This window comes from Streptomyces sp. NPDC014006 (assembly GCF_043088925.1).
In the GTDB taxonomy this organism is placed as follows: Bacteria; Actinomycetota; Actinomycetes; order Streptomycetales; family Streptomycetaceae; genus Streptomyces.
On record NZ_JBICAJ010000023.1, the window covers coordinates 13,737 to 30,187 of the forward strand.

The window sequence follows — 16,451 nt, forward strand, 5'->3', positions numbered from 1 at the left end:
TTGCGCCGGTCCCAGCCAAGGTGCCCTCAGAGGTTTGAGCACGTTGGACCGGCCAAGCCGGGATCCTCACGTCCCGTCGGACACGTACGGACTGCCCCTGGTCGTCGCCGTCTCGGCCGCCGACACCGGCCAGCGAAGGTCGCGACGACCACGCTCGTGCGTGACGTCCTCAGCCCTGGGAACGCCGTCCTCGGCGGACTGCACCTGCTGACGAACGGGCACTGGCTGTGGCACTCGGACCTGGCGTACTACGTCGAGCGCTACCACGTGGCACTCGACCAGCAGTTCATCGCGCACGCGCAAGCCAACAGCTGGAACGTGCCGCGCCTCGACGACACTGACCTGCTCGCACTGCAGACGTCGCTCGTCGGTCACGACGGGCCTGAGCAACCGCCCGTCTTTTTAGCCTCGGCTACCCCGGTGCCTCACCCCATACCTTCGGGCCGCCACCCCACTCGATGTTGTCGGAGCGGATGACGTCCAGGTCGTCGATTGCCTCCATGCCGGCTTCCTGCAGGAAGGCGACGATGTCGCGGAGGCGGTAGGCGCGGCGAGGATCGCGCTGTCCGCCCGCACGCGCCGGCCGCCCTGGTTGTAGGGCGCGTTGGCTTGCGAGTCACAGGTCAGCGAACCGCTGTGGCAGAGGACTGGCTGAATCTGACGGTGCGGTAAGGCGCGGCAGGGGCGCGCTGCTCCAGCCAAGTCTGGCAAGGAAGATGCGGCCACGCTCGCGCTCGCGCCGGGCTAAGTACCCTGGACGGTAGGCAAGTTCAACGACGACAACCTCCTCACGATCAGCTCGCCGGTCGCGGCCAAGCCGTTCAGCTACACCTGGAACACCGACGACACCCTCAAGTCGCGCACCTATCCGGACGGGCGGGCCACCAGCTACCCCTACGACAAGACCGGCCGGATCAAGAGACAGACGACCAACAGCAAGGCCCTCTCCTACGGCTACGACAAGGCGGGCAACCTCACCAGCGTCACCGTGCCCACCACCACCGCCCGCGCCGAGACCCGCACCTACGACCAAGCCGGCCGCCTGGCGTCCCTGACCACGCCCACCCTGAACAGCACCTTCGCCTACGACGCAACGGCCGCCTGGTCACCGACAAGCCCGCCACCGGCTACCCGACCCGCTACGCCTACGACGACGCGGGCCGCATGACCCGCCAGTTCACCGACACCTCGGCCACCTCCTGCCTGACCGGCACCACAGGCAGCACCTACACCTACGACAAGACCGGAAACCTCAAGACCGCCGCCGAAGCCGGCACCACCACGACCTACGCCTACGACGCCGGCGACCAGCTGACCTCCACCACCGCCGGCACGGCCACCACCGGCTACATCTACGACGCCGACGGCAACCAGACCAACGACGGCGCATGACCGGGGCAGTGGGATTGCCGCCTAACAACGGCTGACACAATGAGGGGATTTGGCTTGACGACCACGCTGTGGTCCCTCAGGCTGGGCTTGCCTCTGGCGCGGAGCAAGGGCGTAGACGTGTTGGTGGAGTCGAGCCGAAGTGTTGACCGTCAGGGTCGACGTCTCCTTCGAGGAGAGAGCAGCAACCTCCAGCGGCTGGGGTCTCGCGTGGCCGCTGCAGCGAGCGTGGCCCAGTCCGGATGTGCAGGGCGCGAATCAGGACTGTCGAGTTCAGCCGAGTCGCGGCGAGGCGCCCTCACTGTGACTGCGCCGTTTGCGCCTTCCACGGTGACCTCCCGCCCTACCCTCGGGCTGCCTTGAGCGAGTGGCGGGGATGAATCGTCCTGCTCATCAGAGGACGAACGGGCAACAGGTCCCCCGATGGTGGTGATCTCCATGATCTGTTCTAGTCGGTTCAGCAGTGCCGTGGCCAGGGCTGCGCGTGCTTCATCTGCCAAGTCAAGCGCACGCTTCAACTCTTCGGAGCGAGAGTCGTCCAGATGTGCTTGATTGATCGCTGCCTCTCGAATCAGTTCGGTTACGCGCCTCAGTGCAGCCAGGACCCGTGCCTGCTCGTGAGAGCGGCCTTCGGCAGGGGAGCGGTGGGCGGGGTATCCATAACTCGACTGGTGGATCCAGATGCCGTCATGCAACGCGTGATCAAGGGCGAGCTGTGCCTGGTCGCTAGCGTCCGCCGCGGCGGCATCGAAGTCCTCAATCTGGACTGGTCGACCCAGTCCAAGATCTTGAATCGTCCGCGCAAGCAGATCGGACCAGGCGCGCGTGGCCTTACGCATGCTGATGATGCGGTTCAGCTCGCCCTCCTTCTGAGACTGCCGACGTGCCTCGTCACGTGCCGACTCGGCCTCCCTGCGGGCGGCCTTGGACTGCTCACGCTGTACTTGCAAGGGGCCCCAGTAGGCTGCCGCGCTGGTGGCCAGGGCGCCGCCCAACACGCCTAAGAGTCCGTAGAGAGTCTCTGACATGACCTCTATCCTTTCCGACTCGGCGCTCAACCTCACCTCCCTCAACCACTGCAGAGAGCCTTGAGTTGCCGGTGTGCGATCAGGCAGCACGCGAGTTTGAGGAACGCTTCATGGATGTCGGCTCGCCGTTCCCAGCGGATTCGTAGGCGTAGGAAGCCGTGCAGCCACGCGAAACTCCTCTCCACGACCCAGCGGTAGGTGCCCAGTCCGATGCCGTGCCGGGTGCCTCGGCGAGCGATCGCGGGAACGATGCCGCGGGCGCGGACCTGGTCGCGGTAGACGGTGTGGTCGTAGCCACGGTCGGCGAACAGCGAGTCCGGCTTGCGGCGGGGACGACCGATGCGGCCGCGGACCGGTGGGAGCGCGTCGAGCAACGGCATCAGTTGGGTGACGTCGTTGCGGTTGCCGCTGGTCAGCAAGACCGCGAGCGGGGTGCCGTGCCCATCGGTGATCAGGTGATGTTTCGAGCCGGCCGGCCCCGGTCGACCGGTGAGGGGCCCGTATGAATCCCCCTTCTAACGCCCTGACGTGGGAGGAGTTGACCACGAATCGAGACCAGTCCAGCCGCGAGGCAGCGTTCAGCTCAGCAAGCAGGACCTCGTGCAGCCGCTGCCACAGGCCGGCCTCGTTCCAGTCCCGTAAGCGCCGCCAGCACGTCATGCCCGAGCCGAACCCGAGATCCTGCGGCAGGTACTCCCACTGAATCCCGGTATGCAGCACGTACAGGATCCCGCACAGCACATCCCGGTCCGGCAGTGGCTTGCGGCCGGGGTACCGGAACCTGCGCTCACGCTGCGGCAACAGCGGCTCCAGGCGATCCCACAGCTCGTCCGACACGGTCCACGGCGATATCCTCACAACCAGCCGAACGCTCAACTCCCGCCCTCGGCAAGCCGACCAGGACCGATCCACCTCATTGTGTTAGCCGTTGTATCAGTTAAGAATGAGCCTGCAGCCGCCATCAAGTCCAGCCCTGTCGCAGTGCGGTTCCAGCCAGCTCGCGAGGCTGGCACACAGCCGCGGGACAGGGTCCACCCGCGGGACTCACCGGGCCACCTAAGGGCTTGCAGATCATCAAGGTGCTGCTTCCTGCTCCTGGGGCTCGTTGGTGTGGCATGCGTATCCCCGGCGAGGTGCCTGCCCAACTCGCTGTCAAAATCGCTGCCTTGCTCCCGCATATGGAGATGGGCAGGCTGATGAACATCTCCTGCCCGGTGTGCCACGCGAAGCCGGATGCCGAGTGTTCGCTGCCCGCCGGTTCCCACCAGGCGCGGCAGGACATCCTCTCCTACCACCTCGACCGTGATAGCGGCGGCCGCCGATAGACAGTGACCTCGCAGGTTCCTTCGGCGTAGCGTGACGGGTACACGCCCGGTCCATCGGGCGTCGCGGTGCGTACCGAGAAGGGGGAGTCCTTACCCGAGCGCGTCCGTCTCCGGTACCCCTCGATGAGCCCGTACCCCGACTGCGACGAGCACGCCGGACGACAGGCCGGCGTTCTTCGTCTGCACGATCACGGTCCGCTGACCCGCCTCAGCGTGCACGCGGCCACCGACACGGCCTCGTGCCCGCTGGAGTGAAAGCTACCGGGCGTTGCGGCGGACGGGATCCGTCGGACGCCCCGGGCAAGGTCGGGAAGGCAGGCCCAGGGCGTCCCCGTCGGCAAGCCAGTTGCCGTGGAAGCCGAACGGCACCCGGGCCGGTAGGTGCACGGTGGCGACCGGGGGCGCTGAGAGATCGTCGGCGTCCAGGACGACCAGGCCGCTGCGGTCGGTGGTGGCGTCGTGCACGTACGCCATCAGCCAGCCCGGACCGCCCGGCACGTCGTCGGCGGGGGCGAACGCCGCCTCCCCGGGGGTGTGGCCGGGGCCGAAGTCGTGTGCGGTCGGGGCGCCGGTGGCCAGGTCGTACCGGACCAGTGAGGTGCCGCTGGTGATGTGCCCGTGGCCGCAGTCGAGTCCGGTGAGCCGGTCGTCGACGCGCGGGAACTCGCCCGGGCGGTCGTCGACCTGCTCCTCGCGGACCGTGCCGCGGGCCGGGTCGACGGTCCACTTCCACAGCACGGCCTGCTGTGGCCGCGTGCCGCCGTCGGCGGTGCGCCGCCACATCTCCGGGTAGCGCATCACGTGGAGCACGATGCCTCCGTCCGGCGCGTCGTGGGCGTTCAGGGAGTGGAAGACGTAGCAGGGGTCGACCGGGAACCAGCGGACCTCGCCGTACGGGTCGTCACGCCGCAGCACGCCGAGTCGGGCACCGTACCCGGCGTCCCAGCTGTACGGCATGGTCCCGCCGGCCAGGGCGAGTTCGACGTCGAAGACCACCGGCAGGTCCATGAAGACGACGTGCCCGGCGGTGAGGGCGAAGTCGTGCAGCATGGTCGGGCCGGGGACGTCGATCGGCCTGCTGACCGTCAACGTGCCCGCGGCGTCGGCCCGGTGGTAGGTGAGGTGGGTGGGCTCCACCATGCCGTACCCGAAGAAGTGCAGTTCGCCGGTGGCCGGGCAGGTCTTCGGATGAGCGGTCATCGCGGTCCGCAGCCGGCCGCCGAAGTCGTACGGACCCTTGGTGCCGAGGTCGCAGGTGAGTTCGTAGGGCAGGGCGGTCTCGACGAGGGCGAGGGTGCGGCCGGCGTGCCGGACGACGTGGGTGTTGGCCGGGCCCGCGGTGAGGTCACGGCGGCCCCGGTCGTCGTATATCCGGGCCCCGTCGGTCAGGCGGGTGGTGCGCACCCAGCGGTTGCGGTACGCCACCGCCCGCCCGGCCTCCAGACGGACGCCGTGGACCATGCCGTCGCCGAAGAACCAGTGCCCGGAGGCGGCGTCGGCCGGGTTCGGGCCGTTGCGCAGGTACCAGCCGGCCAGCTCGGGCGGGATCGCGCCGGTCACCGGCAGGTCGTGCGCGGTGAGTTCCTCGGTGACGGGGGCGTAGTTGCCGGAGAGGTGCCTGGGGGCGGCGGTCATCGGGCCGTCTGCCCGGCCTTGGTCTGGACGTGGGCGACGTAGCGGACGGTGAAGAGCATCGGGAGGACGAACCCGGCGATCTGAACGATGGTCGCGGGCGTCGAGTGGGCGTTCCCGGCGCGGGCCATCAGGGCGAGGGCGGTGGCGGTCAGGGCGAAGGCGGCGGTCCATACGGCGGTGATGACGATGTTGGTCCGGATGAACGGCCTCAGTCCCCAGACCTCCCGCGGGGTGGTCCGCTTGGCGATGCCGAGCGTGAACGGCCGGCCCACGGCCAGCGAGATCCCGGCGATGAGCGCGAGGGTGCCGGAGGAGAGGGACGCCGAGTAGTCGTGTACGCCCGAGTGCGGGTCGGCGAAGGCGACGGCGGCGATCACGGCGAAGAAGGCCGCCGAGCCCGACTCCATGATCAGTGCGTCGAAACCGGTGCCGGACCGCCTCTCCTGGGCGATGATCGCGACCGCGGCCACCAGGGCGGCAAGCGCGCCCCACTGCCAGTTCCCCGAAGGGATGACGGCGAAGACGATCCAGGGCAGGAACGTGCGCAGGTACGACATCGGTTTCCCCGTTTCACTCAGGTGTCTCTTTGGACATGTCAAAAGTAGAAGGTCCTGTAGTGACATGTCAATAATGGAATGTAGAGTGGACGGCATGAGCCTCAGACACGCACTGCTCGGCCTGCTCTCGGAGCGTCCCGCCAGCGGGTACGACCTGCTGAAGACCTTCGAGACCTCGCTGGCCAACGTCTGGCCGGCGACGCAGAGCCAGATCTACACCGAGCTGACCAAACTGGCGGGCTCCGGGCTGATCACGGTGGCCGCCGAGGGCCCGCGCGGCCGCAAGGAGTACGCCCTCACCGACGAGGGGATGGCCGAGCTGCGCCACTGGCTGACCCAAACCGAGCCCCAGCGCAACACCCGAAGCGACATCCTGCTGCGCGTCTTCTTCCTCGGTGTGCTCCGGCCCGAGCACGCGCGGGCCTATCTGGCCCGGCTGGCCGAGATGTCCCTGCAGGGCGAGGAGCAGTTGCGGCGGCTCGTCGAGTCCGTCGACTGGGACGACGACAACCTCTCGGTCTACGGCCGGATCGCCCTCGAGTACGGGCTGCGGTTCAACGCGATGCGGCGGGAGTGGGCCGAGTGGGCGGCGCGGCAGGTCAGCTAGCCCCCGAGGGGGATCGGGCAGCGCCGAGGAAGATCGGGTTCGTGAACGCGGCCCCCGGTGATCATCGGCACCGCAAAGCGGCTGCTCGCCGACCCACGGCGCGGGACCCGGTCAGCGTCTCGACAACGAAGGGCGGCACGATCATCGGCGTCTACCGGGCTAACGGTAAGCCCACTTACGACAGCTACTGACCCGAGCCCCCGCCGACGCGTGTCCCGGCGCCGCCCCCAGGTCCGGCGGCGAATGCTGACAACGCCGGGACTGGTCTAATTGGATCTTCGCGAAGTCGGTCCGAAACGGGGGCAGAACACCATGACACCTGCGATCTTGCAAGGCGCCGGCGAGGCGGTCGACGCGGTCAACACACTGACGGCACGGTGAGCGGGGACGACGGCAGGCGGGCACGGTGTTCTCAGCCGCCGGCGTCTGGCCGCTGCTCGCCCGCCGGTGCTCCCGCCGGCGTTCTGGCCCGCCGAGGTCCCGCTGTTCGGCGGCATGGTCCCGGCCCCGCCTGCCGTCCCTGTCGTGTCGTTGCTGGCGGGCTGCGCCCGATGCTCCGAACTGCATGACAATCCCCCGTCAGATGCTTCATCAGAAGATTGTGACCATAGGGTTGTTTGACGGTGGCCTTGCTCGGGGGCCGAAGTCCGACAACGGCCACGGGAAGCAGGGAGAGGGGTAAGTGCTCCTTCCTGCGCGGCCCCGGGCGATCGGAGCGCCCGCCCCGGTAGTGGTGCTATGCCTGCAGCAGCGCTTGGTACCTGTGCAGGGGCGTGTCCTCGTCCAGCGGGGCGATCGCGGCAACGTAGCCGTCCGGGCGGACCATGATCCGGCCGCCGTTCGGCAGGCCGTAGCGGGCGGCCGCCAGGCCGTCGGGGTCCTGGAACACGGCGTCGTAGCCGGTCGGGGCCGTGGCGGCGGCACCGACCAGCAGCTGACGTGCCGTCATGCCGTCCACCGGTGTCGGTACAGGGCCCTTGACGATCACGGTGAGCAGCACGTGCTCGTGTGCTTCGGCGAGTGCCGCGTGCAGCTCCGGGCCGGCTGCGGGCAGGAAGTCGCCGGCATGCAGTTCGCCGCTGCCCCGGCCTTGGACCACGATCGGGCTCTTCCGGTACGCGACGGCGGTCTCCTCGGTGTGGTCGGCCATCGCCTGACGGACCGGGGCGAGGCCGGTGAGCAGGTGCATCCCCTTGTTGCGAAGTTTTTGCGCGATCGGGTTGGCGAGGGTGCCGACCCGGGTGAGCGTGCCGGCGAACCGGATCACCTGGGCACCGACCGGGTGGCGCTCGGCGTGGTAGCTGTCCAGCATGGCCGGGCCGGCCTGGCCGGTGCTGACCAGGCTGAGCTTCCAGGCGAGGTTGTGGGCGTCCTGGAGGCCGGTGTTCATGCCCTGGCCGCCGGCGGGGCTGTGCACGTGCGCCGCGTCGCCGGCCAGCAGGACCCGGCCGATCCGGTACTCGGGCACCTGCGCGTGGTGCACCTCGAAGACCGTGAGCCAGCGCGAGCCGCGGATCCGGATGGGGCGCTCGGCGCGCTCGTCCGCCACCTCTTGCAGCCACTCCTGGGTGGCGGTGCGTTGTTCGTCCGCGGATATGTTCGCGATGAGCCGCAGCCGGTCACCCTGCATGGGAAAGACCAGCAGTGGCCCGTCGTGCGGCGAGAAGAAGGTGTACATGCTGTGCGGGTCGAGGTCGTGGTCGGCGTTCACGTCGCCCATCAGGAACTTCTCGCCCTTGAACTTCCCGGCCAGTGCGCTGCCGACCAGCTGACGTGTCCGGCTGTGCCCGCCGTCGGCGCCCACCAACCAGCCGGTTCCGGCGGTCTCGTGGCTCCCGTCGGCGCGCTCCAGCACCACCCGGACACCGTGCTCGTCCTGCGTCAGGCCGGTGAGGGTCACCCCGCGCTCGACGGTGACGCCGTACTCGGCGAGCGCCTTGGTGAGGATGCGCTCGGTCTCGGTCTGCGCGATGGTCACCGAGTACGGGAAGGGGCTGTCCACCAGGTCGAGGGGGATCCTGGCCACCACCTCGCCGTCCGAGTGCATCTCCATCGCAGTGGTCCGGACGCCGGCCTGGATCAACTCGTCCACCAACCCCAGCCGCTCGAACATCTCCAGGCTGCGGGCGTGCACGATGATGGCTCGCGACTCCGTGGTCGGCTCGGCCAACCGGTCCACGATCCGCACCGGCACCCCGCGCCTGGCCAGCTCCAATGCGGCGGTCAGTCCCACAGGGCCCGCACCTACGACAATGATCGGGTCGCTCACAGCAGTCCTCACGTTCGTGCCAAGTATTCGGAAGGGGCCCACAACGACGATGCGGTTCAGGTGAGTTCGTGTCGGGTGCCGTCGGCGACGGCGTGGAGCTTGTCGGGGTTGGCCACGTTGTGGATGGCCGAGATGCGGCCCTCCGCGTCGAAGTCGAAGGTCATCGTGGCGATTACGCGGTCCGGGCCACGGAAGACCACGCCTGGGCCGCCGTTGATCCAGGTGAGTTCCGCCCGCATCTGTCCCGGTTCGATGCCCTGGTAGGTCGCGGTGCCGAGCGCGGAGAACCAGCCGGCCACGGTCTCCAGGCCGATGACCGGCTTGAGGGCCTGGCGGACCTTGCCGCCGCCGTCGGTCCACAGCGTCACGTCCGGGGAGAGCAGCTCCATCAGAGTGTTGATGTCGCCGCCCGTCGCCGCCGCGAAGAACCGCTCGGTGACGTCGCGTTGGCGGGCGCGGTCCGCGGTGAAACGGGGCCGGCGGGCCTGGACGTGCTCGCGGGCGCGGTGCGCGGCCTGCCGGACCGCCGCCTCCGAGCGTTCCACCGCCTCCGCGATCTCCGCGTAGCTGAAGGCGAAGACCTCCTTCAACACGAAGACCGCCCGCTCCAGGGGACTCAGCGTCTCCAGGACCACCAGCAGCGCCATGGAGACCGAGTCCGCCATGGCGGCGCCGTCAGCGGTGTCCGGGCCGGTGAGGATCGGCTCGGGCAGCCATGGCCCGACGTAGGTCTCGCGCTGGTGGCGCGTCGAGCGGAGCCGTTCCATCGCCAGGTTGGAAACGATCCGGGTGAGATATGCCTTGGGGTCGGCGACCTGGGAACGGTCGGCCGCCGACCACTTGAACCAGGCGTCCTGGACCAGGTCCTCGGCGTCGGCGGCGGTGCCGAGGATTCGATAGGCGACGGAGAAGAGCAGGGTGCGGTACTGCTGGAAGGCGAGCTGGTCGGGGCCGGCCTGCTGCGGCTGGGTCACTTGGCGCTCCTGATCCGGGTGTAGCGGCCGCCGTGCGGCCAGAGGGCGCCCGAGGCGGGCATCTTCTTCATGCGGGCGAAGGTCGGCCACGGTGCGGCGGTGACCGTCTCCTTGTACTTGGCGGCCCGCTTGCCGGTCAGCACGATCCGGCGCGGGCTGTCGTCGGGGTGGGTGAACTGCACGACGGCGTCGTTCCGGCCCAGGCTGACGGGTGTGTGGTAGTAGCCGAAGCGGAAGGGCTTGGGCTCCTTGCCGGCCAGCACCCGCAGGATCGAGAGGGCCGCGTGCACGCCGGTGGGCATGCCGCTCTGGCAGGTCCCGTGCATCACGCCGTAGCCCTGGCGGATCGCCGCCGCGTCGCCCACGGCGTAGACGTCCGGGTGGGAGACCGAGCGCAGCGCGCTGTCGGTGACCACGCGACCGCGCTCGTCGACGGTCAGGCCGGCGGCGGCGGCCAGCGGCGAGACGCGGGTGCCGCTGGTCCACAGCACCGCGGCCGCCGGGATGCTGGAGCCGTCCGCGAGCTCGACGCTGTCCGGCAGCACCTTGACCACCTCGACGCCGCTGCGCACCTGCACACCGAGCCGGGCGAGCGCCGAATCCAGGTAGGCCTTGGCCTTCGGGTGCATGCTCGCGCCCGGCTCCTGCCGGCCCAACAGCACCACCTGGAGCTCCGGGTGCCGCTCGGCGATCTCCGCGGCGGCCTCGACACCGGTCAGGCCGCTGCCACCGACCACGACGGTCCCGCCGTCGAGCCGGGTCAGCCGGTCGGCGAGGAGGGCGGCGTCCTCCGGGCTGTTGAGGGTGAAGGCGTGGTCGTCCACGCCGGGGACGACGACGGTGTTCGCGATGCTGCCCAGGCCGTAGACCAGGGTGTCGTAGCGCAGGTCCCGGTCGTCGTCGATCCGGACGGTCTTCGCCTCGGCGTCCACGGCGGTGACCCAGCCGCGGACGAAGCCGGCTCCGGTGCCGTCCAGCAGCTCCGGGATGTTCATCTCGGCCGTCTCCTGGCCGGTGGCGGTCATGTGCAGTCGGAGCCGCTCGGTGAAGGTGTCGTAGGGGTTGACCAGCGTCACTCGCAGGTTCCCACGCTTCTTGGTGCGGGCCGCGAGCTGGATCGCGGCCGAAAGCCCGGCGTAGCCGGCGCCCAGGACCAGGACCTCGTGCTGCTTCGCTGCTGTCGCGTTCATCGCTCTGCCGCCTCTTTCGTATCGGTCGTTCCGCCGTGCGGACGACCAACAGACGCAAGCTGCCCTTCCGTTCGTGACATGGGGCCAATGTGACCCGCGTCACATTGCGGTGAGAGCGGGCGCGGGCGGCATCAGTACCCCGAGCACCGCGACCGCAGCATTCAACCATGACGGAACAACAGGAGCCGCAAGTCAGCGGCATGGCCTGGTGCTTCCATGCCGCCCGCGAGCACGACTGCCTCTACACCACCCCCGACCAGCGGAACTGCGACCTCACCGCCTGATCGCGAGCTTCACTCGAAACGAACCGCACCCAAACCATTGATCGTCATCACCTCGACGCCTGATCAGTGGCGCCCACGACCCGCGCCGGAGCCAGCCCCCGAAGGACTTCTGGAGTCGACCACTAACTGAGCGTTTCATAATGCGGTGCGTAGTCGCCTCAAGCAGATGATGGCGCAGGCGAGTTCGAGGAGCCCCTGGTGAAGGTCGGCGCGTATCTCGTAGCGGATGCGCAGACGCTTGAACTGGTTGGGCAGGCGAAGGCGCGCTCTACCACCCCACGGGTCTTGCCCAGTCCCGAGCCATGCGGAGCACCTCGGCGGGCAATCTTCGGAGTGATCCCGCGCTTGCGGATCAGACACCGGTACCTGTCGAAGTCGCAACCGCAGTCGGCGAAGAGCCGCCGGGACGATGGCGGGGACGTCCGCGCAGGCCCCGGATGCGGAGAATGGCGTCGAGCAGCGGGATGAGCTGGGTGACATCGTGCCGGTTCCCGCCGGTCAGCGACACCGCGAGCGGGGTGCCGTGCCGGTCGACGATCAGGTGGTGCTTGCTGCCGGGACGACCGCGGTCGAACGGTGACGGCCCAGTGTGGAGCCCCCTTTGAGGGCGCGGACGTGCGAGCCGTCGAAGGCGCAGTCGTCCATCAGGCGCGGTGCGGTCACGACAGCAGAGCCCCATGGTGTTCTCCAGTTCTGTGGTATCCGTGGTTGCAGCCCGGGTGTGTGGCGGGTTTCATGGGGTGCGGGGCAGCGCCCGAACCGCCAGGCGGACGCATACCGCTGCGAGCGGAAGTTCTGCGAACAACGCCATGACCAGCGCCGCGCGCAGTTCGCTCCCGCTGGCCGCGGTCATCGTGTCGAACCAGGCGTCGACGGTGAGCAGGGCGGCCGTCGCGGCGGCGGCCGGTGCCAGTCGCCGATCCCCGCGGGTGGCCAGCAGACCTGTGGTGATCAGGCCGACCGCCTCCAGCGCGTCCAGACCCACCCAGGCGGCGGGCCAGTGCGAGGCACGGAAGGTGGTCGGCAGGCTGGTGGCCAACACGACGAGCCACGGCAGCAACGCCACCCCGCAGCCGGCCAGGACAAGACCCCGCCGTCGTCCTGGAAGGCCGTCCGGACGACGGCGCTGCGGGCTGGGGAGCGATCCCGTGCGCGGGCCGTGCGGCCTGCGTATGCCGCGCTCGGCGTCCGGCTCCGGGAACAGTTCGATGATTTCCTGCATGCCCTTCAGCCTGAGCCGCACAGCGATCACAGTCAGTAATGCCGGATGCCGTTCTCAGGGTGGTGCCAGCTTCACCATCGATCCGGATGCACGGTGCATGGCATAGCCCTTACCTGGCGCTTTACCGTCGAGCCATGACGATTTCCCGGGCGCTGCGGCGCAGAGTTGTTCGGGTCCGGCGGGACACCGGTTTCTTGGCGGCCGGGATTCCGCTGCACCTTGCGCTGGTGCCGTTGTGGAGCTGGATGGCGAGTGCCGCGAAGTCGAGGGCGTGGCTGGTGCTCCCGCTCCCGTTTGTGCTGATCTTGCTCGGTGTGCTTGCGCTCACCGCTGTGCAGCGACGCCGTTACCGGGTGCTGCTGGGAGTGGAGGTCCTCCGGCTGCCGGCCGCGCGCGAGCAAGGGTGGCTGAGGCGCGCTCTGCGGTGGCTATCCGTGGCCCAGACCTGGCGGCAGGCCGGATACCACCTGCTTGTCGGTCCGCTCCTGGCTGTGGTGGAGCTGGGGGTGCTCGCTGCGTGGGTCGCGGGCCTTGCTGGCGTCACCGTCAACGGGTGGGCCTGGATGTTGCCGGTCCAGGTTCGCCTGGACCATGTCGACTACAAGACCCAAGCGGTGTACTACACCGCGGCCGGCGTGCTGCTGCTGGGCGCCGCACCCTGGCTGACCGGGCCGGTGACCCGCGCCGAGACCCGGATCGCACTCGTGCTGCTGGGGACCAGCCGCTCCCAGCAGCTTCAGCAGCGTGTCGAGCACCTATCAGAGAGCCGCACCGACCTGATCGACGCCGTCGATACCGAACGCCGCCGCATCGAACGCGACCTGCACGACGGCACCCAGCAGCGCCTGGTCTCCCTCGCGGTCAACCTGGGCCTGGCCAAGGCCACCCTCACCAACCTGCCGGACGAGGCCCGCACCGTGATCGACGAGGCGCACCGCGAGGCGAAGGAGGCCATCGCCGAACTCAACGACCTGGTGCGCGGCCTGCACCCGGCCGTCCTCGAAGACCGCGGGCTGGACGCGGCGCTGTCCGGGCTGGCCGCCCGGGTACCGATCCCGGTACGGCTGCGAGCCGACCTCGAGGAGCGAGCGGCGCCCACTGTGGAGTCGGTCGCCTACTTCGTGGTCTCCGAGGCGCTCACCAACGTCACCAAGCACGCCCGCGCCACCCGCGTGGACGTCACTGTCAAACAGATCGGGAGAATGCTGCGCGTGAACATCACCGACGACGGGATCGGCGGCGCCGACACCTCCACCGGCAGCGGACTGAGCGGGCTGGCCAAACGGGTCGGTTCCGTCGACGGCACCTTCCACATCAGCAGCCCGGTCGGGGGCCCGACCACCATCGCCGTGGAGCTGCCATGCGAGCCGTGATCGCCGAGGACTCACTGCTGCTGCGCGTCGGGCTCGTCAAGGTCCTGGCAATGGCCGGCTTCGAGATCGCCGCCGAAGTCGGCGACGCCGAAGCCCTGCTTGCGGCCGTCGAGGAACACCGGCCCGGGCTGGCCCTGGTCGATGTCCGCATGCCGCCCGGCTTCACCGACGAAGGCGTGCGCGCCGCGCTGGTGATCCGTAAGCAATGGCCGCAGACTGCGGTGGTACTGCTCTCGCAGTACGTCGAGGAGCGGTATGCGGCCGACCTGCTGACGGCCAACACCAGCGGCGTCGGCTACCTGCTCAAGCAACGCGTCGCCGACGTGGAGGAGTTCGTGGCTTCCGTTCGGCGGGTTGCAGCCGGGGGCACGGCACTGGACCACAGGTGGTCGCCCAGCTGCTCGTGCGCCGCCGCAGTGACCCGCTCGATCGGCTGACGCCACGCGAACGGGAGGTACTCGCCCTGATGGCCGAGGGACGCTCCAACACCGGGATCGCCGAGTCCCTGGTCGTCAGCGACAGCGCAGTGGCCAAGCACATCAACAACATCCTCGCCAAACTCGACCTGCCCGCAGCCGACGCCGACCACCGGCGCGTTCTCGCCGTCCTGAGATTCCTCGGCGCTTCCCCGACCTGACCCACCCGCCGCCGCCCCTACCGCCGTTCGGCCCAACAGACCGGCAAGCCAACAAACGACGTCTCGCGGACACCGTCGACGGCCGGAACCCCAGGGCCTCACGGATCTGCTTGCGGTGGTATTTGGCGGTACGGCCGACCAGCGTGTGCTTCGGGAAGTCGGTGGCCGGGAGCTTCACGAGATCGGCGAGGTACTCCACCGCGGCCCGCGGGACCTCTTCCAGCACATCGGGGAACCGGCCTTCCAGCTCGAAGGACTTCAGCAAGAGGCTGAAGCCGAGCCGGGTCGTGCCGCTCTTGTTCGCCACCAGGTCCCAGTCGCCGTCTACCAGCGTCCAGTTCGCCAACAGCTCTTCTGGCGACCACTCTTGCCGCACGCCCGCCCCTTTGGCCTCGATCACTCGATCAGAACAACGGCGACGCCCGGGAGGGAGTTCCATGGGTGTCACCGATCCCGCGGAGCTTCGTCCGCACATGCTGCGCGGCGGGTGAGCGAGACCACCGTTTTGTCGGGAGACCGGTTCGACGTCCTGAGCCGGGAGACGATCCGCACCCTCCAGGACGGTTCAAAGACCGTGCTCGCCTACACCGCCGACGGCAACGTCGACACTTACCGCGACCCGGGCGGCACCACGGCCTACCAATAGGACGCGGCCAATCGGCTGACTCAGCTCACCGGACCCCAGGGCAAGAAGACCACGTACGTCTACGACAACGACGACCGCCGCACCGCCGAGTGCGTCCGTCTCGCGGGTGTCGTGGAGGGCATCTACCTGCAACGCCCGGCCCCGGCTCTCGCGCGCCTTGACGCGGCCGTCACCCGGCTGACCGCCCTGGGCCGCACCGAGGAGGCCGGGCCGCTGATCTCCTTGGCCGCGCAACTGCGCGAAGGGACCTGACGCGATGACTTGGTGGCGGGCCGGGCGCGGTGGAGTCAAGGCCGCAGACAGCGCCCGGCCGAGTGGTCGGCGGGATCCAATACCTCGTCAACTTGCATCAACGGCACGACTGCGGAGCAGTCACATGATCGCCTGCGCAAGTCCTAGCAGGCGAGCGTGTCACTGTGACTTGGGATCCCCCCCCCGGCAGCGAAAGGGCGACGACAACGCCGGGGACTCCGTGGACAAGGCCCGCTCCGCCGCGCATATCGACGACTGGTAGGCCCCGTGACGAGGTCGGGGTGCGTCCAGATCGACCTAGACTGCGCGGTGGAACGACCGCCCTACTTCGGGGCAGTCACCTGGTGCCGATCGGGGAAGGGCCGTCGTACCTGGGGAGGTCGAAGCGGCCCCTCCCGGTCGGACCACACGTGTCCTGGCCTGCTCATCTGGACGCGCAGGGGGCAGTCGCACGAAGCGGCGGAGTGCTGGGCGCGCTGCGCCGCAAGCAGGGCACGGACCTCGACCTGATTGCCGTCGCCATGCAGGGCGGTGACCCGATGCGCCTGGCGGGTCTCGACTCGCTCGAGCCCATGGGCAACGGCTCCCAGCAGTGGTGACAACCAGACGGGACACGGGGACGGCGACGACGAGACGGTGACCGTCGAGTTCGCCCGCATACCGCCCCACATCACCTCGATCGTGTTCGTTGCCGCCGCATTCAAGAAGGGCAGCTCCTTCCAGAAGGCGCGCAACATCAGCTTCAAGGTCTACGACGCGACCGGCGGCAACCCCGAGCAGGTCGCGGACATCTGGCCCAGCCTCCTCACCCAGGACAACGGCTGTGCCGTGGCCAAGGCGGTGCGCCGCGGCGGCACCTGGAAACTCGAAGTGATCAACCAGACCCGGAAGATCAAGCAGGGCGACGAACATGCCCTGATACGTTTCGCCATCAGCAAGTAGGGCGGCCCGAGGCCCCGAAGCGGTGTGGGGGCGCCCCCGTAGCCCGCCCCACACCCCCCGGGGAAAAAAGCGCATGCGGCCCCGCCCCCCCCCCACCAACCAGGTGGGCCCCACGACCCCC

14 protein-coding genes and 6 pseudogenes are annotated in these 16,451 nt (G+C 69.1%); 10 read left to right on the top strand and 10 right to left on the bottom strand.

Going from position 1 to position 16,451, the window contains the following annotated elements; all coding sequences use genetic code 11:
* The first annotated feature begins 793 nt into the window (after positions 1-793).
* Positions 794-1,168, top strand: a complete 375-nt coding sequence (locus ACF1GV_RS40130; protein WP_391691812.1) for a hypothetical protein — start codon at positions 794-796, stop codon at positions 1,166-1,168.
* Entirely contained in the window at positions 1,102-1,392 is a 291-nt protein-coding gene (locus ACF1GV_RS40135; RefSeq protein ID WP_391691814.1) for a hypothetical protein, read from the top strand. The genes ACF1GV_RS40130 and ACF1GV_RS40135 overlap by 67 nt, the downstream gene beginning before the upstream one ends.
* Positions 1,393-1,541: 149 nt before the next feature.
* Here ACF1GV_RS40135 and ACF1GV_RS40140 read toward each other — a convergent pair whose 3' ends face one another.
* Positions 1,542-2,417: a hypothetical protein gene (locus tag ACF1GV_RS40140; protein WP_391691740.1), complete on the bottom strand. Its 876-nt coding sequence runs from the start codon at positions 2,415-2,417 to the stop codon at positions 1,542-1,544.
* A 41-nt stretch (positions 2,418-2,458) separates the two neighbouring features.
* A pseudogene (locus tag ACF1GV_RS40145) lies at positions 2,459-3,269 on the bottom strand (IS5 family transposase).
* A gap of 212 nt (positions 3,270-3,481) precedes the next feature.
* On the opposite strand from ACF1GV_RS40145, the gene ACF1GV_RS40150 reads away from it, so the two are divergent.
* Entirely contained in the window at positions 3,482-3,742 is a 261-nt protein-coding gene (locus tag ACF1GV_RS40150; protein ID WP_391691742.1) for a hypothetical protein, read from the top strand.
* 258 nt (positions 3,743-4,000) lie between these two features.
* Here ACF1GV_RS40150 and ACF1GV_RS40155 read toward each other — a convergent pair whose 3' ends face one another.
* A complete protein-coding gene (locus tag ACF1GV_RS40155; protein ID WP_391691744.1) occupies positions 4,001-5,377 on the bottom strand; it encodes a carotenoid oxygenase family protein in 1,377 nt (458 codons plus the stop codon).
* On the bottom strand, positions 5,374-5,934 hold the full coding sequence (locus ACF1GV_RS40160; RefSeq protein ID WP_391691747.1) for a hypothetical protein: 561 nt from the start codon (positions 5,932-5,934) through the stop codon (positions 5,374-5,376). The genes ACF1GV_RS40155 and ACF1GV_RS40160 overlap by 4 nt, the downstream gene beginning before the upstream one ends.
* Positions 5,935-6,028: 94 nt before the next feature.
* Here ACF1GV_RS40160 and ACF1GV_RS40165 point away from each other — a divergent pair, with 94 nt between their 5' ends.
* Positions 6,029-6,541 (top strand): PadR family transcriptional regulator, encoded by a 513-nt coding sequence (locus tag ACF1GV_RS40165; protein ID WP_391691750.1) that lies wholly within the window; start codon positions 6,029-6,031, stop codon positions 6,539-6,541.
* A 54-nt stretch (positions 6,542-6,595) separates the two neighbouring features.
* Positions 6,596-6,732 (top strand): annotated as a pseudogene (locus ACF1GV_RS40170) (dihydrofolate reductase); the annotation flags it as partial.
* A 545-nt stretch (positions 6,733-7,277) separates the two neighbouring features.
* On the opposite strand, the gene ACF1GV_RS40175 reads toward ACF1GV_RS40170, so the two are convergent.
* The 5 genes and pseudogenes from ACF1GV_RS40175 to ACF1GV_RS40195 form a co-directional block, all read right to left on the bottom strand.
* Complete coding sequence (locus ACF1GV_RS40175) at positions 7,278-8,852, bottom strand: FAD-dependent monooxygenase (RefSeq protein ID WP_391691753.1); 1,575 nt, start codon at positions 8,850-8,852, stop codon at positions 7,278-7,280.
* 14 nt (positions 8,853-8,866) lie between these two features.
* A complete protein-coding gene (locus tag ACF1GV_RS40180) occupies positions 8,867-9,784 on the bottom strand; it encodes an RNA polymerase sigma-70 factor (protein ID WP_391691756.1) in 918 nt (305 codons plus the stop codon).
* Positions 9,781-10,974 carry an NAD(P)/FAD-dependent oxidoreductase gene (locus ACF1GV_RS40185; protein WP_391691759.1) on the bottom strand — a complete coding sequence of 398 codons (1,194 nt, stop codon included), beginning with the start codon at positions 10,972-10,974 and terminating at the stop codon, positions 9,781-9,783. The genes ACF1GV_RS40180 and ACF1GV_RS40185 overlap by 4 nt, the downstream gene beginning before the upstream one ends.
* A gap of 419 nt (positions 10,975-11,393) precedes the next feature.
* Positions 11,394-11,903: pseudogene (locus ACF1GV_RS40190) on the bottom strand (IS5 family transposase); the annotation flags it as partial.
* Between the two features lie 88 nt (positions 11,904-11,991).
* Positions 11,992-12,480, bottom strand: a complete 489-nt coding sequence (locus ACF1GV_RS40195) for a hypothetical protein (RefSeq protein ID WP_391691762.1) — start codon at positions 12,478-12,480, stop codon at positions 11,992-11,994.
* A 134-nt stretch (positions 12,481-12,614) separates the two neighbouring features.
* Here ACF1GV_RS40195 and ACF1GV_RS40200 point away from each other — a divergent pair, with 134 nt between their 5' ends.
* Positions 12,615-13,853, top strand: coding sequence for a sensor histidine kinase (locus tag ACF1GV_RS40200; protein WP_391691765.1), 1,239 nt, complete (start codon positions 12,615-12,617; stop codon positions 13,851-13,853).
* Positions 13,841-14,490: pseudogene (locus ACF1GV_RS40205) on the top strand (response regulator). Before ACF1GV_RS40200 ends, ACF1GV_RS40205 begins: the two are co-directional and overlap by 13 nt.
* On the opposite strand, the gene ACF1GV_RS40210 reads toward ACF1GV_RS40205, so the two are convergent.
* Entirely contained in the window at positions 14,393-14,965 is a 573-nt protein-coding gene (locus ACF1GV_RS40210) for a DUF4158 domain-containing protein (protein WP_391691768.1), read from the bottom strand. The pseudogene ACF1GV_RS40205 and the gene ACF1GV_RS40210 sit on opposite strands and share 98 nt — an antisense overlap.
* A gap of 12 nt (positions 14,966-14,977) precedes the next feature.
* Between ACF1GV_RS40210 and ACF1GV_RS40215 the strand changes: the two genes are divergently transcribed.
* From ACF1GV_RS40215 to ACF1GV_RS40225, 3 genes and pseudogenes are all read left to right on the top strand, one after another.
* The gene (locus ACF1GV_RS40215) at positions 14,978-15,136 is read left to right on the top strand and encodes a hypothetical protein (protein WP_391691771.1); all 159 of its coding nucleotides are present in this window, start codon (positions 14,978-14,980) and stop codon (positions 15,134-15,136) included.
* A gap of 12 nt (positions 15,137-15,148) precedes the next feature.
* Positions 15,149-15,388, top strand: a pseudogene (locus ACF1GV_RS40220) (RHS repeat domain-containing protein); the annotation flags it as partial.
* Between the two features lie 410 nt (positions 15,389-15,798).
* Positions 15,799-16,330, top strand: a pseudogene (locus ACF1GV_RS40225) (TerD family protein).
* Positions 16,331-16,451: the final 121 nt, after the last annotated feature.

What these genes read in the sequence shown, in the direction of transcription:
- ACF1GV_RS40140 (WP_391691740.1), bottom strand. Translation starts at nt 2,417, where the DNA reads ATGTCAGAGACTCTCTACGGACTCTTAGGCGTGTTGGGCGGCGCCCTG.
- ACF1GV_RS40155 (WP_391691744.1), bottom strand. Translation starts at nt 5,377, where the DNA reads ATGACCGCCGCCCCCAGGCACCTCTCCGGCAACTACGCCCCCGTCACC.
- ACF1GV_RS40160 (WP_391691747.1), bottom strand. Translation starts at nt 5,934, where the DNA reads ATGTCGTACCTGCGCACGTTCCTGCCCTGGATCGTCTTCGCCGTCATC.
- ACF1GV_RS40165 (WP_391691750.1), top strand. Translation starts at nt 6,029, where the DNA reads ATGAGCCTCAGACACGCACTGCTCGGCCTGCTCTCGGAGCGTCCCGCC.
- ACF1GV_RS40185 (WP_391691759.1), bottom strand. Translation starts at nt 10,974, where the DNA reads ATGAACGCGACAGCAGCGAAGCAGCACGAGGTCCTGGTCCTGGGCGCC.
- ACF1GV_RS40195 (WP_391691762.1), bottom strand. Translation starts at nt 12,480, where the DNA reads ATGCAGGAAATCATCGAACTGTTCCCGGAGCCGGACGCCGAGCGCGGC.
- ACF1GV_RS40200 (WP_391691765.1), top strand. Translation starts at nt 12,615, where the DNA reads ATGACGATTTCCCGGGCGCTGCGGCGCAGAGTTGTTCGGGTCCGGCGG.
- ACF1GV_RS40210 (WP_391691768.1), bottom strand. Translation starts at nt 14,965, where the DNA reads ATGTGCGGACGAAGCTCCGCGGGATCGGTGACACCCATGGAACTCCCT.